Origin of the sequence: Agrococcus beijingensis, from assembly GCF_030758955.1 — a bacterium.
In the GTDB taxonomy this organism is placed as follows: Bacteria; Actinomycetota; Actinomycetes; order Actinomycetales; family Microbacteriaceae; genus Agrococcus; species Agrococcus beijingensis.
On sequence record NZ_CP132360.1, the window covers coordinates 29,544 to 43,572 of the forward strand.

At 72.2% G+C, this 14,029-nt stretch carries 10 protein-coding genes and 1 tRNA gene; 8 read left to right on the top strand and 3 right to left on the bottom strand.

Features of this window, described 5'->3' with window-relative positions:
- The first annotated feature begins 34 nt into the window (after positions 1 to 34).
- Positions 35 to 1,192, top strand: a complete 1,158-nt coding sequence (locus Q9250_RS00170) for a DNA polymerase III subunit delta' (RefSeq protein ID WP_306232553.1) — start codon at positions 35 to 37, stop codon at positions 1,190 to 1,192.
- Between the two features lie 60 nt (positions 1,193 to 1,252).
- Positions 1,253 to 2,860 carry an alpha/beta fold hydrolase gene (locus tag Q9250_RS00175; RefSeq protein WP_306232554.1) on the top strand — a complete coding sequence of 536 codons (1,608 nt, stop codon included), beginning with the start codon at positions 1,253 to 1,255 and terminating at the stop codon, positions 2,858 to 2,860.
- A gap of 15 nt (positions 2,861 to 2,875) precedes the next feature.
- Here the strand turns inward: Q9250_RS00175 and Q9250_RS00180 are convergent, their stop codons facing one another.
- The gene (locus Q9250_RS00180; RefSeq protein ID WP_306232556.1) at positions 2,876 to 5,296 is read right to left on the bottom strand and encodes a phosphoketolase family protein; all 2,421 of its coding nucleotides are present in this window, start codon (positions 5,294 to 5,296) and stop codon (positions 2,876 to 2,878) included.
- 125 nt (positions 5,297 to 5,421) lie between these two features.
- Here Q9250_RS00180 and Q9250_RS00185 point away from each other — a divergent pair.
- Positions 5,422 to 5,497: transfer RNA gene (locus tag Q9250_RS00185), tRNA-Thr, on the top strand.
- A gap of 51 nt (positions 5,498 to 5,548) precedes the next feature.
- Here Q9250_RS00185 and Q9250_RS00190 read toward each other — a convergent pair.
- The gene (locus Q9250_RS00190; protein WP_306232558.1) at positions 5,549 to 5,716 is read right to left on the bottom strand and encodes a hypothetical protein; all 168 of its coding nucleotides are present in this window, start codon (positions 5,714 to 5,716) and stop codon (positions 5,549 to 5,551) included.
- Between the two features lie 107 nt (positions 5,717 to 5,823).
- Between Q9250_RS00190 and Q9250_RS00195 the strand changes: the two genes are divergently transcribed.
- From Q9250_RS00195 to Q9250_RS00205, 3 genes are all read left to right on the top strand, one after another.
- Positions 5,824 to 6,396 carry an isochorismatase family protein gene (locus tag Q9250_RS00195; RefSeq protein ID WP_306232559.1) on the top strand — a complete coding sequence of 191 codons (573 nt, stop codon included), beginning with the start codon at positions 5,824 to 5,826 and terminating at the stop codon, positions 6,394 to 6,396.
- A gap of 50 nt (positions 6,397 to 6,446) precedes the next feature.
- Positions 6,447 to 8,648 carry an MMPL family transporter gene (locus tag Q9250_RS00200; protein WP_306232560.1) on the top strand — a complete coding sequence of 734 codons (2,202 nt, stop codon included), beginning with the start codon at positions 6,447 to 6,449 and terminating at the stop codon, positions 8,646 to 8,648.
- 94 nt (positions 8,649 to 8,742) lie between these two features.
- Positions 8,743 to 10,221 carry an NAD-dependent succinate-semialdehyde dehydrogenase gene (locus Q9250_RS00205; RefSeq protein ID WP_306232561.1) on the top strand — a complete coding sequence of 493 codons (1,479 nt, stop codon included), beginning with the start codon at positions 8,743 to 8,745 and terminating at the stop codon, positions 10,219 to 10,221.
- Positions 10,222 to 10,393: 172 nt separating this feature from the next.
- Here Q9250_RS00205 and Q9250_RS00210 read toward each other — a convergent pair whose 3' ends face one another.
- The gene (locus Q9250_RS00210; protein ID WP_306232563.1) at positions 10,394 to 12,190 is read right to left on the bottom strand and encodes an ABC transporter ATP-binding protein; all 1,797 of its coding nucleotides are present in this window, start codon (positions 12,188 to 12,190) and stop codon (positions 10,394 to 10,396) included.
- 54 nt (positions 12,191 to 12,244) lie between these two features.
- Here Q9250_RS00210 and Q9250_RS00215 point away from each other — a divergent pair, with 54 nt between their 5' ends.
- The gene (locus tag Q9250_RS00215; RefSeq protein WP_306232564.1) at positions 12,245 to 13,171 is read left to right on the top strand and encodes an ABC transporter ATP-binding protein; all 927 of its coding nucleotides are present in this window, start codon (positions 12,245 to 12,247) and stop codon (positions 13,169 to 13,171) included.
- Positions 13,168 to 14,028 (top strand): ABC transporter permease, encoded by an 861-nt coding sequence (locus Q9250_RS00220; RefSeq protein WP_306232565.1) that lies wholly within the window; start codon positions 13,168 to 13,170, stop codon positions 14,026 to 14,028. Before Q9250_RS00215 ends, Q9250_RS00220 begins: the two co-directional genes overlap by 4 nt.
- The last annotated feature ends 1 nt before the right edge of the window (position 14,029 follow it).

Below are 14,029 nucleotides of genomic sequence, written 5' to 3' on the forward strand. Positions count from 1 at the left end.
GGCGCGCACGGCAACGACAGGACGACGGGGAGCGATGAGCGACTGGAGCGAGATCGTCGGCCAGGCCGACGCGGTCGCGCAGCTGCGCCGCGCCGCCTCGGTCGAGGGCGAGGATGCCCGCGGCACCATGACGCACGCGTGGCTGCTGACCGGCCCGCCCGGCTCGGGCCGCTCGAACCTCGCCTACGTGTTCGCGAGCGCGCTGCTGTCGTCGCCGGCCGGCATCGAGCCCGAGGTGGCGACGCTCGTCGAGGCGCGCACGCACCCGGATCTCGTGACCCTCTCGACCGAGGGCGTGCTCATCACCATCGCGCAGGCCCGCACCGTCGTGCAGCGGGCGTCGCTCGCACCCTCGACCGCGCGCTACCGGGTCGTGGTCGTCGAGGACGCCGACCGGATGGCCGAGCGCACCTCGAACGCGCTGCTGAAGGCGCTCGAGGAGCCGCCGCCCGAGACGGTCTGGATCCTCTGCGCCCCCAGCGAGGCCGACCTGCTGCCGACGATCCGCTCGCGGGTGCGCACGGTCAACCTGCAGGTGCCCGACACCGCCGACGTGGCCCGGCTGCTCATGGAGCGCGACGGGGTGGATGCGGCGGTCGCCGAGCGCGCGGCGCGCGAGTCGCAGAGCCACATCGGCATGGCACGGCGGCTCGGCACCAGCGAGGAGGCACGGGCGCGCCGGGCCGAGACGCTGCAGATCGCCATGCGCGTGTCGACCTCGGCGTCGGCGGTGCTGGCTGCCGCGCGCTACGTCGAGATCGCGACCGCCGACGCCGAGGCGCTCTCGGCCGAGCGCGACGGCGCCGAGCGGGCGCAGGCGCTGCACCAGCTCGGCATCGAGCCCGGCGGCACGGTGCCGCCACAGCTGCGGAAGCAGATCAAGGAGCTCGAGGACGCCCAGAAGCAGCGCGCGAAGCGCGGCATGCGCGACGGTGTCGACCGCATCCTCGTGGATCTGCTCTCGCTGTACCGCGACATCCTCATGACCCAGCTGGGCACCGGCCGCGAGCTCGTCAACGAGGCGATGCGCCCGACCGTGCAGGCCGCCGCCGACTACCTCGCGCGCGCCGCGGTGATCGAGGTGCTCGACCAGCTGCGGCTCGCGCGCGAGCGCATCGAGGCGAACGTGCCGCCGGTGCTGGCGCTCGAGGCGATGCTCGTGAGTGCCGCCCGGGCCGCCCAGCGGCGCTGACCGCCGCCGCACGGCCGCCCGGCCGGGCCAAGGGATAGCCCGTGGCAATATCCTGGCCGCATGCTCCGCTCCCGCCGCGGCTTCGCCGCACTCGTCGCCGCCTCGGCGAGCCTGCTCCTGCTGACGGGCTGCGTGCTGCTGCCGCCCGCGCTGCCCTCGCCCGGGCAGCCCTCCGGCTCCTCCGGCTCCTCCGGCTCGCCCAGCGGCCCCGGCAGCGTGTCGGCGCCGGTATGGAGCCCGACCGGGGAGGACGTGCCGGCCGACCTGGCGCCCTACTACGGCCAGAGCGTCGACTGGCAGGGGTGCGGCAGCAACTGGTGCGGCATGGTCACGGCCCCCATGGACTGGTACGGCTCGGTCGACGACGACATCGAGGTGTCGGTGGTCGTGGCGCCCGCGACGGGTGACCGCCTCGGGGCGATCCTGTACAACCCCGGCGGCCCGGGCGCATCCGGCGCCGACTACGTGCAGCAGTTCGCCGACTTCCTGGTCGCGCCCGAGGTGCGCGAGCGCTACGACCTCGTCGGCTTCGACCCCCGCGGCGTCGGCGGCTCGACCCCGATCTCGTGCTACGACGACCCGAAGGAGCTCTACGACTGGCTCTGGGAGCTGCCGCCGAGCCCGGCTCCCGAGCCGCTCAGCGACGAAGACCTGCAGCTGCAGCTCGAGGACGCCCAGTGGTTCGCCGACTCGTGCCTCGAGAACACCGGCCCGTTCCTGGAGTTCGTCGGCACCGAGCAGGTCGCCAGCGACATGGATCTCATCAGGGCGCTGCTCGGCGAGGAGAAGCTCGGCTACCTGGGCGTCTCCTACGGCACGCTCATCGGCTCGACCTACGCCGACCTGTTCCCCGAGAACGTCGGCCGCATGGTGCTCGACGCGGCGGTCGCGCCCGATGCCACCGACGACGAGGGCACGCTCTTCCAGGCCTCGGGATTCGAGCTCGCCTACGGCAACTTCGTCGACGACTGCCTGCAGCAGCGCGGCTGCCCGTTCACGGGCTCGCGCGACGAGGCGATGCAGCAGACGGCCGCCCTGCTCGACGCGCTCGACGACGACCCGATCGAGGTCGCCGACGGCCGCGGCCTCGGCTCCGGCGCGCTGTTCGTGGCCATCGCGGCGAACCTCTACAGCGACGCCCAGTGGTCGACGCTGCGCACCGTGCTGGCCGACGTCATGGCGGGTCGCGGCGAGAGCGCCTTCGCCCAGGCCGACGCCTACTACGGCGTGCGACCCGACGGCACCTTCGCCGACAACTCGCTCGAGGCCCTGATCGCCGTGAACTGCCTCGACGCGCCGGCGGTGACCGACTTCGACCAGGTGCGCGCCAACGCGCAGGAGATCATGGCGGCCGCGCCCACGCTCGGCCCCGACTTCGTCGGGCTCAGCAGCTGCGCCGCCTGGCCGTTCGAGGCGACCCGCGAGCCGCACGCGATCACCGCGCCGGGCGCCGATCCGATCATCGTCATCGGCGGCCTGAACGACCCGGCGACCCCCTACCAGCAGTCGGTCGAGCTGGCCGCGATGCTCGAGTCGGGCGTGCTCATCTCGGTCGACGCCGAGGGGCACAGCCAGTACAACGGCGTGAACCGGAACCGCTGCGTCGACGAGCCCGTCAACGAGTACTTCCTGACCGGGGTGGCGCCGACGGCCGACCTGACCTGCTGAGCCGCGCGGGCGGGATCAGCCGCGGCCCACGTCGCTCGGCCAGCGCCAGTCGGCGACCTCCGGCATGTCGACGCCGTGCTCGCGCGTGTGCGCCCGAGCCCGGGCACGCGCATCCGCCAGATGCTCGAGCACGTCGGCATGTGCCTCGGCCATGCCGGGCACGCGCTCGATGACGTCCATCGCCAGCCGGTAGCGGTCGAGGTCGTTGAGCATGACCATGTCGAACGGTGTGGTCGTCGTGCCGCGCTCGAGGTAGCCGTGCACGTGCAGCTGGTCGTGCCCCGCTCGCCTGTAGGTGAGCCGGTGGATGAGCCACGGATACCCGTGGTACGCGAACACGATCGGCTTGTCGCGCAGGAGGATGCGGTCGAACTCGGCGTCCGGCAGGCCGTGCGGATGCTGCTCCTCGGTCTGCAGGCGCATCAGGTCGACGACGTTCACCACCCGCACCGTCAGGTCGGGCACGAGCTCGCGCAGCAGCGCGGCGGCGGCCAGCACCTCGAGGGTCGGCACGTCCCCGGCGGCCGCCAGCACCGCATCCGGAGCCCGGTCGGCCGTCTCGTTGCCGGCCCACGGCAGGATGCCGAGGCCGCGCGTGCAGTGCTCGACGGCCTCCTCCATCGTCAGCCACTGCGGCTCGGCGTGCTTGCCGGCCACGACGACGTTGATGTAGCCGGTGGAGCGCAGGCAGTGGTCGGCGGTCGACAGCAGCGTGTTCGCGTCGAAGGGCAGGTAGACGCGCATCACGTCGGCGCTCTTGTTGAGGGCGACGTCGATGAAGCCCGGGTCCTGGTGGCTGAAGCCGTTGTGATCCTGCCGCCACACGTGGCTCGAGAGCAGGTAGTTGAGGCTCGCGATGGGCTCGCGCCACGGCACGTGCAGCGCGGCCTCGAGCCACTTGGCGTGCTGGTTGAGCATCGAGTCGACGATGTGCGCGAACGCCTCGTAGGTGTTGAGCAGGCCGTGCCGGCCGGTGAGCAGGTAGCCCTCGAGCCAGCCCTGGCAGAGGTGCTCGCTCAGCACCTCCATCACGCGCCCCGTCGGCGCCAGGTGCTCGTCGCTCGGCAGCGTGACGCCGTTCCACTGCTTCTCGGTCGCCGCGTAGACGCCGGGGGCCAGGCGATTGGATGCGGTCTCATCGGGCCCGAAGACCCGGAACGTCTCCGGGTTGTCGCGGATGACCTCGGCGAGCCAGGCGCCGAGCACGCCGGTGGACTCCTCGTCGTCGGCGCCGCGGGCCGCGACGTCGACCTCGAAGGCGTGATCGCGGAAGTCGGTCAGCCGGAGGTCGCGGCGCAGGAGGCCGCCGTTGGCGACCGGGATGGCGCTCATGCGGAGGTCGCCATCGGGCGCGTGGGTGGCGACGATCGGTGCCGGGGCGCCGTGCTCGTCGAACAGCTCGTCGGGGCGGTACGAGCGCAGCCACTCCTCGAGCTGGCGCCGGTGCCCCTCGTCGTCGCGCACGCCCGAGAGCGGCACCTGGTGCGCGCGCCAGGTGCCCTCGACCTGCTCGCCGTCCACGCGCTCCGGCCCGGTCCAGCCCTTCGGGCTGCGCAGCACGATCATCGGCCAGGCGGGACGGGCGCCCTGGCGCCCCGCAGCCGCATCCGCCTTCGCATCCGCCTTGATCGTCGCGATGCGGTCGAGCGCGTCGTCGAGCGCGGCGGCGAAGCGCGCGTGCGACTCCTCGGTCGGCTCGCCCTCACCGACCGAGACGACGATGGGCTCGTGGCCGTAGCCGCGCATGAGCGCGACCAGCTCGGCCTCGGGGATGCGCGCGAGCACCGTCGGGTTCGCGATCTTGTAGCCGTTGAGGTGCAGGATCGGCAGCACGACGCCGTCGGCTTCGGGGTTGGCGAATTTGTTGCTGTGCCAGGCGGCCGCCAGCGGCCCCGTCTCGGCCTCGCCGTCGCCGATGACGCAGGCGACGAGCAGGTCGGGGTCGTCGAAGGCGGCGCCGTAGGCGTGCGCGAGCGAGTAGCCGAGCTCGCCGCCCTCGTTGATCGAGCCGGGCGTCTCGGGCGCGGCGTGGCTGGGGATGCCGCCGGGGAACGAGAACTGGCGGAAGAGGCGCTGCATGCCGCGCTCGTCGCGCGTGATCTCGGGGAAGCGCTCGGAGTAGGCGCCGTCGAGGTAGGCGGCGGCGACCACGCCAGGGCCGCCGTGCCCGGGGCCGGTGACGAAGAGCGCGCGCTGATCGCGCTCGCGGATCGCGCGGTTCAGGTGCGCCTGCACGAACGTGAGCCCCGGCGTGGTGCCCCAGTGGCCGAGCAGGCGCGACTTCAGGTGCTCGCGGGCGAGCGGCTCGCGCAGCAGCGGGTTGTCGAGCAGGTAGATCTGCCCGACGCTCAGGTAGTTCGCGGCCCGCCACCACGCGTCGACCTGCGCGAGGTCGTTCGCCGTCGGTGCGGACTGCCGGTGCTGCCACGTTGCCATGCCTTCGAGCCTGGTGGAGCGCATCCGCTCGGTCAAGGAACCGGCCCGGGACTCGGCCGAGCTCGTCGCGCGGGATCGTCGGTCGGCCGTGTCATGCGCTATGATCGTTGATCGTGCCTCGGCACGCCGCCTTAGCTCAGTCGGCAGAGCGATTCACTCGTAATGAATAGGTCCGGAGTTCGATTCTCCGAGGCGGCACCAGCGCGCAGGGCCCCGCAGAAGCGGGGCCTTCGTCGTGTCTGCCGCTACCCGCTACTGGGCTGGTTCGGTAGAGGTGTCCGCCTGCATTCGGCGCTCGCGCCGGAGCCTGCCGAACGCGCCGACCAGCGCGCGCGCCGCGACGTCGCTCACGCCGTCGATCAGCAGCAGTGCGACCGTGCCGCCGACGATGAATGCGATCAGCACCAAGACCATCTCCATGGCTACGACTCATCCTCGATCGTCGACGTTCGCTCAGCATAGGTCGCGGCAGCGTCGCGCGACAGGGGCCCAGGCCGAGAATCCGCCCCGGCCGTTAGCCTGAGCGCATGAACCGCGCACTCCTCATCGTCGACGTGCAGAACGACTTCACCGAGGGCGGCGCCCTCGGCACGCAGGGCGGTGCCGCCGCCGCCGCCGCGATCACCGAGCACCTCCGCACCCACGCCTACGACCTCGTCGCCGCCAGCCGCGACTGGCACGACGGCGAGAACGACAACGGCGGCCACTTCGCGAGCGGTGAGCCCGACTTCGTCGACACCTGGCCCGCGCACTGCGTCGCCGGCACCGAAGGGGCCGAGTACCACCCGGCGCTCGACGTGCTGGCGATCGACGTGCACATCAAGAAGGGGCAGGGCAAGCCCGCCTACTCGGCGTTCGAGGGCACGACCGACGACGGCGAGACGCTCGACGAGGTGCTCGAGGAGCAGGGCATCGAGGCGCTCGACGTCGTCGGCATCGCCACCGACTACTGCGTCAAGGCATCCGCGCTCGACGCGGCGCTCGCGGGCCTCAAGGTGCGGGTGATCGACGGGCTGACGTCGGCCGTCTCGCCGGAGTCGCGCGCGACGGCGCTCGACGAGCTGCGCGACGCAGGCGTCGAGGTCGTCGCCACGGCGTGAATATTTGCTTAGCCATCCATAAGTAGTTCGACAACATGTAGTCTGCCTGCATGGCTTCCTCTCCGTCGCACGCCCGCACCGCACGCAGAGGCGTGCCCGTCTGGCTCCGGGTGCTCATCCCGGCCGTGCTGATCCTCGGCTGGCTCGCGGCGATGGGCCTCGGCGGCCCCACGTTCGGCCGCCTCTCGAGCGTCGTCTCGAACGACCAGACGAGCTTCCTGCCCTCCAGCGCCGAATCGACCGAGGTGCAGGCCGTGCTCACCGAGTTCCTCGGCGCCGACGAGATCCCGGCGATCGTCGTGGTGGCGGGGCAGGACGACCTCGACGCATCCGCCCTCACTGCCGTCGACGAGCTGCAGCAGGCGGTCGTCGACATCGAGGGCGTGGTCGAGTCGTCGCCGGTGATCCCCAGCGACGACGGGCAGGCGGCGCAGATCGTCGTGCTGCTCGACGCGAGCGGCTCCTCCGAGCAGCTCACCGACAGCGTCGAGGCGCTGCGCGCCGAGGTGGCGGATGCGGGCCTCGGCGAGGGCGTCGAGGTCGCGGTCACCGGGCCGGCCGGCTTCAGCGCCGACATCGGGGCGGCGTTCGCGGGCATCGACGGGATCCTGCTGCTGGTGGCGCTCGGCGCGGTCTTCGTGATCCTGGTGATCGTCTACCGCTCGCCGCTGCTGCCGGTGCTCGTGCTCCTCACCTCGGTCGCGGCGCTGTGCCTGGCGATCCTGGTGGTGTTCGGGCTCGCGCAGGCGGGCGTGCTGACGCTCAGCGGGCAGACGCAGGGCATCCTCTTCATCCTGGTGGTGGGTGCCGCCACCGACTACGCGCTGCTCTACACCGCGCGCTTCCGCGAGGCGCTCGGCGAGACCCGCTCGCGCTGGCAGGCCACGCTGCGGTCGCTGCGCGGCTCCGCCGAGCCGATCGTCGCCTCGGGCGGCACGGTGATCGCGGGCCTGCTGTGCCTGCTGCTGAGCGACCTGGTCTCGAACCAGCAGCTCGGCCCGGTCGCCGCGATCGGCATCGCGGCCTCGATCCTGGCCGGCCTGACGCTGCTGCCGGCGCTGCTGCTCGCCTTCGGCCGCGTCGCGTTCTGGCCGTTCGCGCCCACGCCCGAGCGCCCGCGCACGAAGCCCGCGGGCAAGGGCCTCTGGGGCGGCGTCGCCCGGCTCGTCGACCGGCGCACCCGCACGGTCTGGATCGCGACCGCGGTCGTGCTCGGCATCGGCGCCCTCGGCGTGACGCAGCTGCAGGCCGACGGCGTGCCCTCGAGCGAGTTCGTCGTCGGCGAGTCCGAGGCCCGCGACGGGCAGGCGCTGCTCTCGGCGCACTTCCCGGGCGGCTCCGGCTCGCCCACGCAGATCGTCGTGCCCGAGGCCGATCAGGACTCGGTGGCGGATGCGGTGGCGGGCATCGACGGCGTCGAGAGCGTCACGGTCGTGAGCGAGGATTCCCCCTCCGGCACGATCCCCCTGCCGGTCGACCCCGCATCCCCGTTCGCCGCCGCGACCCCCACCGTCGTCGACGGCACCGTCCTGCTGCAGGCGACGCTTGCCGACGCGCCGGACAGCGACGCGGCGCAGGAGGCAGTGCGCGAGGTGCGCGACGGCGCCCACGCGGCATCGCCCGACGCAGCCGTCGGCGGCGCGACCGCGACCGCGATCGACACGAACGACGCATCCAGCCGTGACCGCGGCCTGATCATCCCGATCGTGCTCGCGGTGATCTCGCTGATCCTGATGCTGCTGCTGCGCTCGATCGTGGCGGCGGTGCTGCTGCTGGCGACGACCGTGCTGTCGTACTACACGGCGCTCGGCGTCGGCGCGGTGCTGCTCGGCTGGCTCGGCATCCCGGCGATGGACCCCTCGGTGCCGCTGTTCGCGTTCGTCTTCCTGGTGGCGCTGGGCGTCGACTACAACATCTTCCTGATGACGCGGGTGCGCGAGGAGGTCGGCCGGCTCGGCCATCGCGCGGGCGTGCTGAAGGGGCTGCGCGTGACCGGGGGCGTCATCACCTCGGCGGGCGTCGTGCTGGCGGCGACCTTCGCGGCGCTCGGGGTGATCCCGGTGCTGTTCCTGCTGCAGCTGGCGATCATCGTGGCGCTGGGCGTGCTCATCGACACGACGCTGGTGCGCTCGCTGCTGGTGCCGGCGCTCGCGCTCGAGATCGGTCCGAAGACGTGGTGGCCGTCGAAGCTGGCACGCGAGCGGTCGGATGCGGAGGAGCGCACGCCTGAGACGGCGCGCGTCGAGTCGTAGGCTGGGGGCAGACCCCGCGATCGGCGCGGCGACGCACTAGCGTCCGGCCGTGCGGATCGTATACGATCAAGCCACCCCGACGAAGGAGTCCTCCATGTCCTCCACGACCGCGACCCTCGAGACCAAGGTGCTCGACGACGTCCACGGCAAGCTGTTCATCGGCGGCGAGTGGATCGACGGCGAGCAGGGCACGATCGACGTGCGCGACCCCGCCACCGGCGAGGTCATCAAGCAGATCGCCAACGGCTCGGTCGAGGACGGCGTGCGCGCCCTCGACGCCGCCGTCGACGCGCAGGAGGCCTGGGGCCGCACGCCCGCGCGCGTGCGCGGCGAGATCCTGCGCAAGGCGTTCGACCTGCTGCAGGAGCGCAAGGAGGAGTTCGCGCTCCTCATGACCCTGGAGATGGGCAAGCCGCTGGCCGAGGCTCGCGGCGAGGTCGCCTACGGCGGCGAGTTCCTGCGCTGGTTCTCGGAGGAGGCCGTGCGCATCGACGGCCGCTACATGATGACCCCCGAGGGCACCGGCCAGATGATCGTCACGCACCGCCCCGTCGGCCCGTGCTTCCTCATCACCCCCTGGAACTTCCCGCTCGCGATGGCGACCCGCAAGCTCGGCCCGGCGCTCGCCGCCGGCTGCACCGCGGTCGTCAAGCCCGCGACCCTCACGCCGCTCACCACGCTCGCGCTCGTCGCGCTGCTCGAGGAGGCCGGGCTGCCGAAGGGCGTCGTCAACGTCATCACGACGAAGTCGACCGGTGCGCTCTCGGAGAAGCTGCTCGCCGACCCGCGCCTGCGCAAGGTCTCGTTCACCGGCTCGACGCCCGTCGGCGTGAACCTGCTGAAGCAGGCCGCCGACAACGTGCTGAAGGCCTCGATGGAGCTCGGCGGCAACGCCCCGTTCGTCGTGTTCGACGACGCGGACCTCGACAAGGCCGTGGAGGGCGCGCTGCTGGCGAAGTTCCGCAACATCGGCCAGGCATGCACCGCGGCCAACCGCTTCATCGTGCACGAGTCGCTGGCCGACGAGTTCGCGCAGCGCGTCGGCGACGCGGTCAAGGCCATGAAGATCGGCCGCGGCACCGAGGAGGGCGTCACGATCGGCCCGCTCGTCGAGGACAAGGCCGTCGCGAACGCCGTGCGGCTCGTCGAGTCGGCGGTCGCCGACGGCGCGACGCTCGTCACCGGCGGCAAGGCGATCGACGGGCCCGGCTCGTTCTTCGAGCCGACCGTGCTCGACGGCGTCAACGCCGACATGGCGGTCTCGATCGAGGAGATCTTCGGCCCGGTCGTCGCGATCCAGCGCTTCCGCACCGAGGAGGAGGCGGTGCGGCTCGCGAACGGCAGCGAGTACGGCCTGGTCGGCTACGTCTTCACCGAGGACACCAAGCGCGGCCAGCGCATGATCGAGCTGATCGACACCGGCATGATGGGCCTCAACGTGGGCGTCGTCTCGAACGCCGCAGGCCCCTTCGGCGGCGTCAAGCAGTCGGGCCTCGGCCGCGAGGGCGGCGCCGAGGGCATCCACGAGTACCTCGAGACGAAGTACACGCTGATGCCCAACCCCTTCGCCTGATCTCCGAGGGCCCGGCCGGAGCCCAGTGCCCGGCCGGGTTCTGCACAACGCAAGCCCGCCGAGCTGATTCCGCGGCGCCGCAGCCCCGATGGGTGCGGCAGCCGCAGAGCGGTCCCCGCGGGCTTGCGTTGTGCTGGAGGCGAGACGCAGGGGCGGGGCGGATGGGTTCCTGTCAGTCCGCGGGCGCGAGCAGCTGGTGGGTGGCGAGCTCGCGGTAGAGCGGCGACGTGTCGAGCAGCTCGGCGTGCGTGCCGGTCGCCAGCACCCTGCCGCCGTCGAGCACGACGATCTGGTCGGCGTCGACGACCGTCGCCAGCCGGTGCGCGATCACGAGCGTCGTGCGGCCCTCGCTCGCCACCTCGAGCGCAGCCCGCAGCGACGCCTCGTTGCGCGCGTCGAGGTTGGCGGTCGACTCGTCGAGCAGCAGGATCGGCGTCGCCGCCAGCAGCGCGCGGGCGATCGCCAGCCGCTGGCGCTCACCGCCGGAGAGCAGCACGCCGCCCTCGCCGACCTCGGCGTCGAGCCCCCGCGGCGCGCGCCGCACCAGGTCGCCGAGGTTCACCGCGTCGAGCGCCTCGAGCAGCTGCCGGTCCTGCGCATCGGGGGCGGCGAGGCGCAGGTTGTCGCGGAGGGTTCCGGCGAGCACCGGGGAATCCTGCTCGACGTAGCCGATCAGTGAGCGCAGGCTCTCCCGGTCGACCTCGCGCACGTCGACGCCGCCGATGCGCACCGACCCCGCATCGACGTCGTAGAAGCGCTCGACGAGCGCGAACGTCGTCGACTTCCCGGCGCCAGAGGGGCCGACGAGCGCCGTGCGCGTGCCGGCCGGCACGGCGAACGAGACGCGCTCGAGCACCGTGCGCGGCTCCTCGGCCGAGGGGTACGCGAACGAGACGTCGTCGAACGCGACCATGGGCGCACCCGGCCGAGGTGCCAGCGCGACGTCGGCGTCCGCATCCGCCTCGCTCGGCAGCCGCACGATCTCCTGGATGCGTCCGAGCGCGCCGAGCGCGACGCTCACGGCCGAGATCGCGCCGGCGAGCTGCCCGAGCGGCATGATCATGAGGAAGAGGAACAGCAGGAAGCCGACGAGCTGCGCGATGCCGATCTCACCGGTCGCGACGCGCAGCCCGCCGACGCCGAGCACGACGAGGAACGCCAGCTGGAGCGCGACGCCGAAGAGCGGCACGACGAGCGCGGAGATCCGAGCCACGCGCACGCCCGCATCGAAGGCGCCGGCAGAGCGCTCGTCGATGGCCGCGGCCTCCCGCGCGGTCGCGCCGGCGGCCCGCACGGTGCGCACGGCGCTGATCGCGCGCTCGAGCGCGCTCGTGAGGTGGCCGACCTGCTCCTGCGCCTGCCGCGACGCGCGCGTGAGCATGGGCATGACGGCGAGCATCACGGCGATGGCGCCGGCGAGCACGAGCACGGTCAGCCCGAGCAGCAGCGGATCGATGATGAGCATCGCGATGACAGCGCCGACGAGCGTGAGCACCCCGCCGATCGACTCCACGAGGCCCTGCGTGAGCACGGCGCGCAGCAGCGTCGTGTCGCTGCCGACGCGGCTGACGAGGTCGCCGATGCGCCGCTCGTCGAACTGCGCGATCGGGAGCCGCAGCATGCGCGCGACGAGCGTCCGTCGCGTGCGCAGCACGACGTGCTCACCCAGCACCTGCAGCAGGAAGTGCTGGAAGCCGTCGAGCACCGCGCCGACCACGACGATCACGAGCAGCAGCACCGGCAGCCATGCGAGCGGCCGCTCCTGCTCGACCCGCGCGATGAGCTCCTGTGCGAGCGCGGGCTGCGCGAGCGCGAAGCCCGCGCCGAGCACCGAGAGCACGATCGCCCCAGCCAGCAGCCCCTTTTTCGGGAACAGATAGGGCAGCAGGTCGCGCACGCTCGCGCGCGGCCCGTCATCCGCGCTGCGCCGCCTGCCGAACATTCCTCGTCGCTCGCTCATCGCATCCATTCTCCCGCCTCCCGCGCGTGCCGATGTCGGTGGCAGGGCCTAGCATCGGGTCTCGTGCCAGCACCTGTCATCGAGGCCAAGGGCCTGACGAAGCGATACGGCGACTTCACGGCAGTCGACGGCATCGACTTCGCCATCGAGCCGGGGGAGGCCTTCGGCTTCCTCGGGCCCAACGGCGCCGGCAAGTCGACCACGATGCGCATGATCGCGGCGACCTCCACGCGCACCTCGGGCGACCTCAGCGTGCTCGGCTTCGATCCCGCCGATCACGGCCCCGAGATCCGCGCGCAGCTGGGCATCGTGCCGCAGGCCGACCAGCTCGACGAGGAGCTGCGGGTGATCGACAACCTCATCGTCTACGGCCGCTACTTCGGGCTGCCGCTCGACTACGTGCGCCGCCGAGCCGAGGAGCTGCTCGAGTTCGCGCAGCTGACCGAGAAGCGCAAGGCGCGCGTCGACGGCCTCTCGGGCGGCATGAAGCGGCGCCTCACGATCGCCCGTGGGCTGATCAACGCGCCGAAGGCGATGCTGCTCGACGAGCCGACCACCGGGCTCGACCCGCAGGCGCGGCACGTGCTGTGGGATCGGCTGTTCCGGCTCAAGGAGGAGGGCACGACGCTCGTGCTCACCACCCACTACATGGACGAGGCGGAGCAGCTCTGCGACCGGCTGGTGGTCGTCGACAAGGGCCGGATCGTCGCGGAGGGCAGCCCGGCAGCCCTCATCAAGCAGTACTCCACCCGCGAGGTGCTCGAGGTGCGCTTCGGCTCGTCGCGCAACGAGGAGGCGGCGCGGGCGATCGACGGCATCGGCTCGCGCATCGAGGTGCTGCCCGACCGCGTGCTCGTCTACGACGACGACGGAGAGGCGGCGATGGCGGCCGTGCACGAGCGCGGTCTCGCGCCGATCACGAGCCTGGTGCGCCGCTCGAGCCTGGAAGACGTGTTCCTGCGCCTGACGGGAAGGTCGCTGATCGAATGAGCGGCATCAGCATGCAGGCCAGCGGCCTGGCGGCGAGCGGCAGCGTCGACCACGCCCTCGTCGCCCGTCGCTCGCGCGTCTGGGGCTGGTGGTTCGTGGCCGAGCACCGCATCCGCGCCATGCGCTCCTACGTCGCCTCGGCGGTGCTCATCGGCATCGGCTCGCCGTTCCTGTTCCTCATCGGGCTGGGCGTCGGCCTCGGCCTGCTGGTCGACGCGAACCGTGGCTCGGAGGGCGTCGACGGGGTGCCGTACCTGGTGTTCCTGGCGCCGGCGCTGTCGATGGCCGGCGCGATGCAGACGGCGTCGCAGGAGAACACCTACGGCGTCTTCGGCGGCTTCAAGTGGTTCCCGATGTTCTTCGCGATGAACGGCACGCCGCTGGGCGCCGCGCACATCGTCGTCGGCTTCCAGGTCGCCGTGCTCGTGCGCGTGGTCGTCGCACTCGTCGCGTTCAGCCTGGTGATGATGCTCTTCGGCATCGGCGACCCGCTCGGCGCGCTGGTGCTCATCCCCATCGGCCTGCTGATGGCGACCGCGGTCGGCTTCGCCGTGATGTCGTGGGTGGCGACGCAGACCGAGGACCGCGGGCAGCTGTCGTTCATCGAGCGCTTCGTGGTCGTGCCGCTGACGCTCTTCTCGGGCACCTACTTCCCGCTCGAGACGCTGCCGGCGCTGCTGCAGTGGATCGGCTGGATCTCGCCGCTCTGGCACGCCGCCGAGCTGGGCCGGGCCGCGCTGTACGGCGCCCCGCTGCCGCCGTTCATGCTGCTGGTGCACGTGGGCTTCCTGGTGCTGCTGGCGCTGGTGACCTGCCTGCTCTCGATCCGCACGTTCCGGAAGCGGCTCGACAAGTGAG